The organism is Paenibacillus sp. FSL H3-0321 (genome assembly GCF_038002865.1).
GTDB lineage: Bacteria > Bacillota > Bacilli > Paenibacillales > Paenibacillaceae > Paenibacillus_AQ.
This window is the reverse complement of the sequence record NZ_JBBODH010000001.1, coordinates 2,125,841-2,138,036: the sequence shown is the minus strand read 5'-3', so window position 1 is coordinate 2,138,036 and position 12,196 is coordinate 2,125,841. Positions and strand designations below refer to the sequence as shown.

The following is a 12,196-nucleotide window of genomic DNA, read 5'->3' as shown; positions in this document are numbered from 1 at the left end:
AGGCAGCAGGCATTATACAGTAAACAGGTTGTCTTGAAGGAGGAAGCAATATGCTGTATATATTTGGCGGGTTGCCTGGCACCGGCAAGTCTACGTTATCATCAGCTTTAGCAAGTGAACTTCGAGCAACGTATCTTCGGGTCGATGTCGTAGAACAGGCTATGCGCGTTGCCGGGGTCAAGGTTGACGGACCTGAGGGTTACATCGTTTGTTACGAGATAGCGAGGCAGAATCTCATTTTAGGGCTGGATGTGATAGCAGACACGGTCAATCCCATTCGCTATACACGCCAAGCTTGGCGTAATGTAGCAGGGTCTCTGGAAATTCCGTTTGTCGAAATCGAAGTGGTCTGCTCAGACGAATGTAAGCACGAGCATCGAATCACTACGCGTATAACAGATATTCCCGGCTTTACCCTCCCCACTTGGAATGAGGTGAAGAACAGACATTACGAAGCTTGGGACCGCGACCACATCGTGATCGACACGGCTCATCAAACCGTGACGGAAAGCCGGATGGCGTTATGTGAACAGCTAGGTCTGAAGGATATCGTTAATCGATTGAGTTAACGAAGAACGATATAGTTGAACATAAAGGGTTTCACATATTAGTCATGACTAATATGTGAAACCCTTTATTATATCTGGCTTTCTTAAATTTAGGTCTTGATAAGTTCGGATAATAAAGTTGTAGACTGAGAAGGTTAGCCAGTCTACAACTTTATTATCTCTGTACAGCAGGCCGTAGAGGTAAAAAACAGCGACAATCAATTTTGGATAGGCTCAAGTCATATTATTGCCACATACAGTGCGATATGACTGATTTTATCCTGCGAATAGAGGTGTTTTTATGTCTTCTTGTTGTTATTATGTCGATAGAAATAATCCGAGATACCCACTTGGATATTATTATCGAGTGTGCATGCCTGGAGCATGCCCGCCCGTGTGGCAAGGTTACCTACTATACGGTCGTTATCCCGTTTCCGATTGCAACTCCTGTCCTTTTTATAGCGGTCCAGTACCTCCTCCACCTCCACATACTTCGGATAATGGAATTAGTGAAATAAAGAATGGCTACATTGTCTTTAAACCTGGATACGAGCCATATTACGGTCCAGATGTACCTAGAATTCCATCTTATATAAAATCTAAATACGGATGGAAACTCTGTGTCGATCAAAATGGAAGGAAATTTTGGGCAGCTATGAACGAATCTGAAATCCGAAATGAACTCAGTAAATACCTGGGCGTTAACCCGACAACCATTGATATAGAAAAATACTTGTTTTGTAATTGTGATCCTTGGGATTGTGGCACTAACCGCTGGTGTCATAGGGTCAGCGGTCCTAGCGGCCAATGGTGTGAGTGTAGTGCCGAACTTTCCTACACATATCCAGGCATTCACTGAATGCAAATGGGTGGGCAGGGAAAGATACTGGATCGAAATCAAATAATTCGAGATTGAGCTAACGGGAAAGTACGACAAGTTCTGCTATAAGCACCCGGCGGTGTGAAAAGCAGGAGATTCAAAATTAGGAATCTCAACTTTATAACCGAGGATGGGAATGACGGAACCATGTTTCCCGAAACCATCCCGCCAATACTCCTGCATGCATCATGCCTGACAGAGCATGGGGTGTGAAGTACAGGTGGAGTCGGCAGAACAGAGGCTGAAGCCTCCTCACGGAAAGGTATGCCAATGGATATGCCGCGCGGCTGAAAAACTGGATATGGTGAGAATGTTCATTCTTTTTTTTTGAACTGACGAACTTCCGAATGTACGGGTCTAAAGTTAGAACGTATGGAAACATGCGGGCCATCAAGCGATGGTGTGAGTGGCGTAAAGTAATAATTTTCCCTATGAAATACGCTATGCTGAACAATGGCAGCTTCCAGCTCACAGGCTTAGAGGAAGCACCTACGTCCTGAATGGATAGCTAGGTTGTAAGGGACTTGGAAAGCAAGGCACGTCGCAACAAGGGCTGTTACCCAAGACGGTTGCAATAAGGCACATGCCGAAATGCATTAAGCCTTGTGAGGGCAGGGGCACGACTGATGAATCTTCTGTAATGGGAGTGGAGGAACAGCCCCAAGTCTAATGGAAAGAACGATCATTCTCCAACGTGAATTGCACCGATCGGGTAGGAACGTGGGAACATCACCTCTACAAGGAGGGATGCCACAGTGCAAGCTCTTCGATACTGGGATTACTACGGCATGACGGACACATTCACAGCGTTATACGATAGTGCCTTGAAAAAGGAAGTTTTCCCGCAACTCTACGACATCATCACATCCAGAAAAAACATCCTCCTCGCCTATCGAATGATGAAATCGAATAAAGGATCGCGGACACCTGGAACCGATGGGAAAACCATTACGGATATCCAAAAGCTATCCGAAGACGAACTAGTCCTTGATATCCAATACAAGTTAAAGAACTACCGCCCCAACAAAGTCAGACGGAAGCGCATTGAAAAGGATAACGGCAAATGGAGACCTCTCGGAATTCCGTGTATTTTGGACCGTATCATTCAGCAGTGCTTTAAGCAGGTGCTTGAGCCAATCGCGGAAGCTCACTTTTATAACCATAGCTATGGTTTCAGACCGTTGCGGTCAACTCACCATGCTATGGCTAGAGTGCAATTTCTAGTGAATCATTCGCAACTCCACTATGTTGTCGACATCGATATTCAAGGCTTCTTTGACAATGTAAATCACGGATTGCTGATCAAGCAGCTATGGAACCTTGGCATTCAGGACAGGCGAACATTAGCATGCATCTCGAAGATGCTAAAGGCAGAAATTGATGGAGAAGGTGTACCTTTCAAAGGAGTTCCACAAGGCGGAATCCTCTCTCCTCTTCTATCCAATATTGTCTTGAACGATCTGGATCAATGGATTGCTGGGCAGTGGGAACTGTTTCCCATGAACGAGTCATACAAGACGAGAACAGGAGAATTGTACGCGAAAAAGCGATCTACTCTGAAAGAAGGATACATTGTCCGCTATGCGGACGACTTCAAAGTTCTCTGCCGAGACTGGAGAACTGCCCACAAGTGGTATCATGCTGTTAAACTGTACCTGAAGGAACGCCTGAAACTGGACATCTCCCCGGAGAAATCGCAGATTGTGAATCTGCGCAAACGGGAGTCCGAATTCCTCGGTTTCACCATCCGTGCGACTAAAAAGGGCAACAAACGAGTGGCGCATACCGGCATTAAAGCCAAAAACAAGCGGAAGATCAAAGAAGAAGCCAAAGCGCGCATCAAGAAACTTAGAGCTTCCCCAACCGCACAGAATGCACTGCTGTTCAATAGCTTTGTTCTAGGGATTCATAACTATTTCAAATGGGCAACCCACGTCAACCCCGAGTTCTCACGTCTTGCCTACGATCTACGTGCCTTCATGTTCAATCGTCTCAAACAGATTGGGAAATACGAACACCCTGAAAACCCGCCGCCAACGTACAAGAAATTCTACAGTCGCGGCTTCAGGACATTTAAATTGGCAAACGTGTATTTATATCCTCTTGCTGATGTGAAGACAAGAAATACCATGAGCTTCAGTCAACAGCTGACCCTTTATACAGCAGAAGGAAGAGAGCAAATCCACCAAAAGCTACGGTCAGATTTGCAACACGAAATTGCTTCATTAATGAAATCCCATATCCCAAGTCGAAGTGTAGAGTACATGGATAACCGAATCAGTCGCTACAGTATGAAAATGGGGAAATGCGAAGTTACAGGCATGTATCTTTCTGCGGCAGATGTTCACTGCCATCATTTTGTACCGCTTCATCTGGGCGGCAACGATAAATTCTCTAATCTTCGTATCCTCCAAAAGGAGGTTCATCGGTTAATCCATTCTACATGCAAGCAGACAATTGACGGGCTCATGGCTAAGCTTGGAATAACTGAATCCATGCAGAGCCTGATCAACCAATACCGCACTAAATGCGGATTGGAACCGATCAGTTTTTTTTTTCCAGAACCTAGAGTAACGGGGAACCAATGATCAAGTAGCTTTCATTAGATGGAACGCCGGATGCCGGGAAACTGGCACGTCCGGTGTGGCGCAGGGGAAAAGCCGGAGATTATATCAAACGCTTACCTATTGCAACCTATAGCTCAGTACAGACAGAAGCAGCCGGGCTTGAGGACCGGCTGCTTCTCGTTACGTTAACGGGCAGGATAATTTAATATTTCGCTCATTACTGTTATTTTATCATTTACTGTCATGTGGAACCGAAGAATTAGTTTTATTGATAATATCATGCTTATGTTTCTGCTGGTTTACAAAAAAAAGGTATTTTTATATTGACTTATACAGTCTAACTATATATAATGACGATATACAGTCAGACTGTATAAGTGAGTTTTTTTAAATGACTAATTAAAGTAGGAGGGACTACAAAATTGAATAGGAATAAAAATCTACCGCTAACTGAAACAGTATATTATATTTTATTGGCTTTAATTGAACCAGCACACGGATATTTGATTATGCAAAAGGTTGAAGAGTTAAGTGAAGGGGCTGTGAGATTAGCTGCTGGAACGTTATATGGCGCAATTGAAAACCTTCTTAAACTCAAATTTATTAAGCCTGTTAAGAGTGAAGATAGTCGCCGCAAGGTGTATGTCATCACAGAAGAAGGAATTGAAATATTACAACTAGATACTGCAAGAATGAATCGTCTGATTGATACTATGAAGAAAGTTTTAAAAAATTAATGGAGGTGTTGAAATGAAAAAATGGATGTTCTTTACGAATTTTGAAAAAGAAGAAAAGTGGTTGAATGAGATGGCTAAGCAAGGTTATCAAATAATAAAAAAATCATTTTATTCTAATATGTACGAGTTTAAAACTATAGAACCGGAAAACTCTATCATTAAAATTGATTATCGCAAATTTAATAAAATAGAGGAATATAAAAATTATCTTACACTCTTTGAAGACAGCGGATGGGAACATCTCGCTGGAACTAAAAAATCGGGCTATCAGTATTTCAAAAAGGTTGACATCAGCGGTAGCGATGATATTTTTTCCGATGTTGCTTCTAAAGCTGGACGATACAAACGCTTATCGGACATGTCAATTACACAGCTTTCGTTTTTACTACCAATATTCGCTATATTAATTGCAACAGACTTAATAGAACCCCTAGCTATTTTGAATCCCAAAGGACTATATTATACACCAGGATTGTGGGAAAGAAGTGGCGGAGATTTTACCAGAGCTTTTCTATTCGAGACACCCTTTGCTTTATTTAGAGGATTTCTCGTGGCGTTAATTCCTGTTACTATTGTAATGTATTTTGTATTTGCAATTAAAGCAAGTAGCGAATATAAGAAATCGATTAATCGGTGGCTCCATTAAGCTAAAGGGAAACGATAGTTGAATCAAACAAAGAGCAGTTTGCCACGGCAGAGTTGCTCCCTGTTTTCGTTAAACTAAAGGGCTGGATAACTTGGTCAAGTCACGGATATTTGTATATGAAGAATGTTACGGGATGTGTTATTAAAATGAGCCTACAGTTGGTGCCATTAAATATTCCGTCAGATTGGACTGTCGTTTGGAATCATTTTTTCGAAATTAATCCCGATGACTTTCATGACGACTCATTTCCTTATGTATGGGAACTACATGAGGATATATTCTATTTCAGAAATGAAAAGAAAGGATTAATTTTAGATTTAGGATGGTATCCCTCTATGAGTTCAAAGGGGGCGTATACATTGTATTTAGTGAAAATAGGTGATGAAGAAACTGGAGCTGAATATTGGGCTAATCCTATTTTGAAATATCGTTCCCGCAACATTTACGAGATAACAAATAAAATCCATGAAGTCCTCGATAAAGAGCAATCTGATTTGCCTGAAACAAAGTAAATCATTGATTGAAAGGAGAACGATAGTTGAATCTACAAGGAGCAGTTTGCCACGGCAGAGCTGCTCCTTGTTTTCATTAAACTACTATGAAAATTCATTGCACCAAGGTGTGGAAAAGCACAAAAGAAGACGCAGCTCGTTCGTTTTTTTAAAAGGGGAGAGCACCTGAATAGCTTTTTATTGCAGTTTTATATAGATCAAGAGCCTTCTGGTTCAGTGATGGTAATGGAGTAGCCTTCCCCTAGATCAACATACATTTCTTTACGTCCATGACTTTCTTCTTTTGAAATATCTAGACCGACAACTGGATTCATTCATCTCATCTCTCCCTTTAAGTTTAGATTCACCGGCATTCCCTACGGTTCTTCTTGTCGCTCCATAGCATCGCTTGTTATACGGGATCTTACGTCCCAACCAGCCTCAATCATGGTCATGACAAGTAGGGGCGAACACTATAGCGCTCGGGATCAAGTCCCACAGGCAGGATAGTTGAGTTGGTAAATCCTAATTTATGGTAGTATAAAGCGCGAGGTGATTCAGTTGAAGGCTGAACGTAGAGAGTACGCTGAAAAAGTTTTAACTCATATTTTTATTGGGAGTCAAGTAGATGGTGTTAAATTCGGTCTAGGTCCTACAGCGCTTTTAATACGCTTTGAACACTACGGAAACCATTCTCCCGACCAACTTTGGCTTAATATTGAGTCAAGGTGGAGGATATATCCTAAAAACAGCAATGATTTTCCGAATTCCGAAGATGAAATGAGTGAGCTTTCGGAAGAGGATGAGTATAAGATGATATTTGAACTACGCAGAGAGAAAGTAGCCAGCATTAAGCTTGGCAAGCTTGCCCCGCATCTACATATTGAGTTTGAGTCGGGGAAAACGCTTTTTGTAAATGGACATCATCTGAAATATGAGTGTTGGCAAGTTGGAGATGGCTTAGGATATACTGGCGATGAATTTGTAGTGGCTACTCCTGGATATGGTATTTCTACCTGGGCACCTGAATCATTGAACTAACGGCAAACGTTAGTTCAATGAAACAGAGACAGTCTAGGACGTCTAAATCTTATTTTATGGAGTCTGCCGGTATGACAATTCTAAAAAACACGTTGAATAAAGACATCTAGTCTAATACTCTATTTTTTTGTTGACTCACGTAACCCGATCTGCGACCATCCCGACATAAGCCGGGAGGTTTCCCGCGAACCGTTAAGACTGATCAGGCGATTATAAGTCAAACTCTTCCCATTCTGATGCCAATAAGAACCTTTGAGGCTTCTTCTAAGGCTTCCGGTTCTATTACCATTAATAGCGGCTCTCCAATATCTATCATTGCACCAATACGCTTACTGTAGCCTTCGAAGGTTCCGATGGATATAATTTCACCGCACCGTCCGCCAAACCCACTATCATGACCTTCTACGATCTGCACGGTTAGCCCCGGATTCAACTCATTCCATTTCATAATGTTGGTGCCCTTCCTTTCGTATTCAAAGTTCATTCATCCTCGCCGCCGGTCCAAGGCTTATAGCGCACATCAGGTGGTGTCGTCTACTTTATTTAGTGCTGCCAGTACAATCTTGATATCTCGCACCTTGGCAAATGGTGAACGGTCACTTTCGACGATGGTTTCTATCCGGCTAAGAGCTGCAGCTCGGCGGAACCTCACATCATGTTTTCCGGGGGACTGTTCAATCAAATGCTTGGTTAATTCAACTATGACTTTTTCTCGATCCATTTTATCCTCCTTTAGAGGGGCTAGAGGGCCAGATTATCAAAATACTCTCTTATTAAACCCCAAACCTCTGATCATTTTCTGAACATCAGCGATATGTATCTAATATTATGAGTGCGTATGATAGTGTGCAGAACGTAAGACGAAGTTAGCTGGTGTTTATTTTGTTCGGTGATGGTTTGAGAATCGGGCTTGTATGCATCGATTTTACGGGATTTCTGCAACATATCATTTTTTGAGCTGTCTGTTCTAATAAAAATGATAGCGGCAAAGAAACGTTTACAGCGTTCCGCATGAAATTCCTGCAACGTAGTTCTGTCAAGAAAGTTACTGAGCTAGCGGGCAAGCTCATCAAACTCCTCTTCAGAATGCCGCTTCCTCCAAGCCTCTACGGTTTCAGATGTTTTCCGGCTTGCCTGACGGTAATGCGGATCATTGGGTACAACCTTTTCATCTGGGCACAAATTACCATGAAATAGCTGATCATTATCTGGTCATCTCTATCAAGAAATTCACCGAGTATATTCTGCAGAATGGGATTTATTTTTGATTTGAGGTAACAAATGGAAGGCGTGATATGCTAAATTTGATATAATTTGATAGTGGTTATTTATAGGATGGAGATGAACAAGACATGGCGAAAGCAATTTTTCTTGATTTTTACGGTACGCTGGTATATGAAAACAGTGAAATTACTCTGGAGGTAATCGACCAAGTCTATAATACTGGAAATGCAAAGGACAAAATGGAAGCTGCCAGTTTTTGGTGGAGATCTTTTGCAGAGCTGCGTGCCGCTTCATTTGGAGAGACGTTTCTGCCACAGTATGAACTGGCTGTCCAGGCGTTTGAGACAACCATTCAGCATTATTCTTCCACAGCGGACGCCAAAAAGCTTGCTGACAGGCTTGCAGAACATTGGAGTAATCCTCCTGTCTACAAAGATGTCGAGGCTTTTCTCTCAGCCAACCGGTTGCCGATATACATTGTGACGAATTGCGATACTATTTTTGTGGAAACAGCATTGTTCAACATGGGGTTACAACCAAATGGACTGATTACAAGCGAGCTGGCAAAAGCTTATAAGCCCCGCAAGGAAATTTTCGATCTGGCCTTGGAGGTATCCGGGGTTAGTGCTGACGAAGTGATACATATTGGCGATTCATTAAGCGGTGATGTCACGGGTGCTGCTAATGTTGGAATTCAACCGTTGTTTTTAAATCGGGAAAACAAAGAGACGCCTCCTGGAGTAACGTCGATTCATTCGTTGCCTGATATTAATAAAATTCAGCATATTTAACTGTAAGAAGGATGGGAGTACTTTGACAATGCGTAGAAAGTATTTATTGTTTGTTTTAACCATGGTTATCTCTGTAATTTCATTAAGCGGGTGCGGAAGTGTAAAAGAAGCGGACCTGAAAAAACCGGTTGAAAATTATTTGGATGAGCGATATGGCTTCAAGGAGCCGTTTAAATTTCTGACATGGGATGATAATTGGTTTGAAGGTATTGATCATCAGACAGCTATTGAAATCGGCAAACCCTATCATGCGACTGCTTATATTATGCTCGAACGGGATACTTACAAAATTGCAGAGGAAAGAAGTGATAATGTATTTTTTGAATTATATAAAGGTGCCTATATCGAACAGCATCCAGAGGTAATGAAAGTAACAGAACAACTGATTGACAAATATGATTTAATGAAGAAATCGGCAAGTGAGTACGATAAAATGAAAGGGAATTACTACTACTATCTTAATGTTAATCTGAATACAAAACAGGCGGATGAACTTATAGATACTTTCAGAGGGACTCAAAAAATAGATACCCTAAATTCTCTGCCCGACATGTCTGATCCATTAAGTAAAGAGGGTAACCGTTATCGGGGCGTAATTAATTTTAATTTTGATTTTAACATCTATAAACAAGACAAAGACGTTCCTCAAGCAGAGGATATTGTAAACGATTTCGAAAAAAGTCATGTTCTCACTGAAGGGCTCTATTGTATCTCTGTGCATACTATAGAGGTTCATGATAAGGGAGTTTCTCAAGGAATGGATCCCAGGAATAGTAACGTTCGTTTTAAGGTCGATAAAAATGGTGAGTTCAAAAATATAAGTGTGTTGGAAGAGTAAAGGTCGGAGTCCTGTGTGGTTAAAAGCCATATCAGGGCTTTTTTGTTTATCTCAGATGATAGCCTTGCTTACAAGTCGGACAAAAATTTAACAGCTTGCAACAATTCCACTTTGTAATTTGTATATATAGTGAAAAGGCACCTGAAAGCAACCAAAAACGCAAATGGAGGGTTTTATTATGAAAATTACAAAATCGATGATCACAGCGGCCTGTCTGGCAAGTTGTCTGTCGGCAGGCAGTATGAGCTTGGCAGGAAAGGCTTTTGCAAATATTTCACCGGTGAAAGTAGTGGACAACGTTAAAGTAAACAAATCAAACAAATCTGCACAAGAGAGCGGGCATGTGAAAAAAGTGGCGGCAGGCGAAACGTTTGAGATTACGCTGGAGGAAAATGCATCTACCGGTTACTCCTGGAGTTATGCCGCAGATGGCGATACACTTGAGCTTATTGCCGAAAAAAGTAAATATCCCGAACAGACAGATCCCCCAATGGTGGGTGCTGCAAGCCAAAAAACCTGGACATTTAAAGCAACAAAAGCAGGCACGTATACGTTGAAGTTTACGTACACTCAGGCGTGGGAGAAGGATCAGAAACCTGCGCAAACGGTGAATTATACCATTCAGGTGAACAAGCAAGGCGCCAACGGCAGCAAAGCGGCAAAACAACAGCCGTTGGCCGTTTTGAAAACGGGAAAAGTGAATACTGTGAAGGCCGGTCAACCATTTCATGTGAAGCTGGAAGAGAATACGACTACTGGATACTCCTGGAGCTACGATATCAACAGCAATGCGGTTAACCTGATTGCTGAAGAAAACAAATTTCCGGCCCCAATTAATGTTGATGGAGCGCCGGGTGAGAAGATATGGACATTTAAAGCGAAAAAAGCTGGCACATATACATTGAAGTTTACTTATATCCAGTCCTGGGAGAAGGAACAAAAACCTGCACAAACAGTGACATATACCGTGAAAGTAAACTAATATGCCTATTTGCCTGTAAAAGAAACCATGGTATAGGTGTGGATGCATGATGTTTGGGAGGTCTTGATTTGCTTACAATTGAACAGGGGAACCACAACCTGTTACACCGGTTAATACGATATATTATCTATTTATACAACAGGCTGGCACTGATTTGGCGACCGGCTCTAAAGGTGGAGCCTGGCCACGGGCAATCGGTTGTTCTGGATAGATTCCAGCAACGGGTAGAAATGAATATAAAGGCGGAGCAGCTTCTAGGTGACTATGGAACCTCCATTTTGCGGATGGCCTATTCGTATCTGCACAGTCTTGCTGACGCCGAAGATGTGCTGCAGGATACCTTAATCCAGTATCTAAAGGCAGCGCCCCGTATTGAAAATACTGCACATGAAAAAGCATGGCTGCTAAGGGTAGCGATTAATCTCAGCAAAAATAAAATCAGTTATAACAAGAGGTGTGATACCACTGAACTTAATGAAGAAGTGATTTCTGCCGGGGAACTGGATCTGCAGTTTGTATGGGAGGCGGTGAGCGGCTTGCCGGTCATGTATTCCGAAGTTTTGCATCTGTTTTATCATGAGGGATGTTCGACTGCACAAATTGCGGAGCTATTGGCTAAAAAGGAATCCACGATTCGTTCGCTCCTTCACCGTGCCAGGGTAAAGCTCAAGATCATTTTGAAGGAGGAATATGACTTTGCCGAATAAATATAATGAGATCATGAGCAGAGTTACGGTGACGTCCGACATGCAGGAGCGGATCATAGACAACATTCGCCGGGCGGATTTGGCCCCAAAAGGCTATCGGCTTCAGCAACTGTTCAGACATAACAAAAGGGTCATGTATATCGCTGTCTGCTTTCTGTTGTTATTGACCGGTGTGTTTGTGACGACACAAAATATAAATCAGAGTGAAACCGTTCAACCCATAGATCAGGTGACCGGCCCGGTATTGGGAGCGCCCGACATAACCGAATACCCGTCAGTGCAGGAGCTTGCCGCAGGTATTGGCTTTGAAGTGAAGGAGGTCGCACAAATTCCATTTCAGGTGGGCCAGACAGACTACTCATCCGTATCCGGAGAAATGGCACAAATTCATTACAGCGGTGCCGATAACAGCCTGATGTTTAGAATGTCGCCGGGCAATAACGATATTAGCGGCGACTTTAAGCAATACAGTGATACAAAAACTATTTCATCAAAAGACGAAAGAGTGACGATTAAAGGAAACGGTGGTAAGTATGAACTGGCGATTTGGCAATCTAACGGATTCTCGTATTGCCTGAGTACAGAGAAAGGAATCAGTGAAAAAGATTTGATGCTTACGGTACAGTCCGTACAGTAGTTCCTTAAACCAGCTTAGAAAAGAACAAGGAAGATCGCAAGGCTCTCATGAAGTAATGAGGGTCATGCGATCTTTTTTAAGTTCAGAATACCACTTACAGAAAGAAC

General features: G+C 42.2%; 13 protein-coding genes and 1 pseudogene. 11 read left to right on the top strand and 3 right to left on the bottom strand.

Annotated elements, in window-relative coordinates; translation table 11 throughout:
* Positions 1-50 precede the first annotated feature (50 nt).
* From MHI45_RS09450 to MHI45_RS09425, 6 genes are all read left to right on the top strand, one after another.
* On the top strand, positions 51-569 hold the full coding sequence (locus tag MHI45_RS09450) for an AAA family ATPase (protein WP_341119015.1): 519 nt from the start codon (positions 51-53) through the stop codon (positions 567-569).
* A gap of 1,614 nt (positions 570-2,183) precedes the next feature.
* On the top strand, positions 2,184-4,016 hold the full coding sequence (ltrA, locus tag MHI45_RS09445) for a group II intron reverse transcriptase/maturase (RefSeq protein ID WP_341119014.1): 1,833 nt from the start codon (positions 2,184-2,186) through the stop codon (positions 4,014-4,016).
* 401 nt (positions 4,017-4,417) lie between these two features.
* Complete coding sequence (locus MHI45_RS09440) at positions 4,418-4,732, top strand: PadR family transcriptional regulator (protein WP_076114578.1); 315 nt, start codon at positions 4,418-4,420, stop codon at positions 4,730-4,732.
* A 13-nt stretch (positions 4,733-4,745) separates the two neighbouring features.
* Complete coding sequence (locus MHI45_RS09435; protein WP_341119013.1) at positions 4,746-5,378, top strand: DUF2812 domain-containing protein; 633 nt, start codon at positions 4,746-4,748, stop codon at positions 5,376-5,378.
* Positions 5,379-5,494: 116 nt separating this feature from the next.
* Positions 5,495-5,890 carry a hypothetical protein gene (locus tag MHI45_RS09430; RefSeq protein ID WP_341119012.1) on the top strand — a complete coding sequence of 132 codons (396 nt, stop codon included), beginning with the start codon at positions 5,495-5,497 and terminating at the stop codon, positions 5,888-5,890.
* Positions 5,891-6,430: 540 nt separating this feature from the next.
* Positions 6,431-6,910: a hypothetical protein gene (locus MHI45_RS09425; protein WP_341119011.1), complete on the top strand. Its 480-nt coding sequence runs from the start codon at positions 6,431-6,433 to the stop codon at positions 6,908-6,910.
* Between the two features lie 217 nt (positions 6,911-7,127).
* Here MHI45_RS09425 and MHI45_RS09420 read toward each other — a convergent pair whose 3' ends face one another.
* The 3 genes and pseudogenes from MHI45_RS09420 to MHI45_RS35130 form a co-directional block, all read right to left on the bottom strand.
* A complete protein-coding gene (locus tag MHI45_RS09420; RefSeq protein ID WP_341119010.1) occupies positions 7,128-7,358 on the bottom strand; it encodes a hypothetical protein in 231 nt (76 codons plus the stop codon).
* A 72-nt stretch (positions 7,359-7,430) separates the two neighbouring features.
* A complete protein-coding gene (locus MHI45_RS09415; RefSeq protein ID WP_341119009.1) occupies positions 7,431-7,631 on the bottom strand; it encodes a hypothetical protein in 201 nt (66 codons plus the stop codon).
* 332 nt (positions 7,632-7,963) lie between these two features.
* Positions 7,964-8,101 (bottom strand): annotated as a pseudogene (locus MHI45_RS35130) (DUF6809 family protein); the annotation flags it as partial.
* Between the two features lie 161 nt (positions 8,102-8,262).
* Here MHI45_RS35130 and MHI45_RS09410 point away from each other — a divergent pair.
* The 5 genes from MHI45_RS09410 (at position 8,263) to MHI45_RS09390 (ending at position 12,089) form a co-directional block, all read left to right on the top strand.
* The gene (locus MHI45_RS09410; protein WP_341119008.1) at positions 8,263-8,925 is read left to right on the top strand and encodes an HAD family hydrolase; all 663 of its coding nucleotides are present in this window, start codon (positions 8,263-8,265) and stop codon (positions 8,923-8,925) included.
* Positions 8,926-8,953: 28 nt separating this feature from the next.
* Positions 8,954-9,763: a hypothetical protein gene (locus tag MHI45_RS09405; protein WP_341119007.1), complete on the top strand. Its 810-nt coding sequence runs from the start codon at positions 8,954-8,956 to the stop codon at positions 9,761-9,763.
* A 178-nt stretch (positions 9,764-9,941) separates the two neighbouring features.
* Positions 9,942-10,745, top strand: coding sequence for a protease inhibitor I42 family protein (locus tag MHI45_RS09400; RefSeq protein ID WP_341119006.1), 804 nt, complete (start codon positions 9,942-9,944; stop codon positions 10,743-10,745).
* Between the two features lie 68 nt (positions 10,746-10,813).
* Positions 10,814-11,452 (top strand): RNA polymerase sigma factor, encoded by a 639-nt coding sequence (locus MHI45_RS09395; protein ID WP_341119005.1) that lies wholly within the window; start codon positions 10,814-10,816, stop codon positions 11,450-11,452.
* Complete coding sequence (locus MHI45_RS09390) at positions 11,442-12,089, top strand: hypothetical protein (protein WP_341119004.1); 648 nt, start codon at positions 11,442-11,444, stop codon at positions 12,087-12,089. Before MHI45_RS09395 ends, MHI45_RS09390 begins: the two co-directional genes overlap by 11 nt.
* Positions 12,090-12,196: the final 107 nt, after the last annotated feature.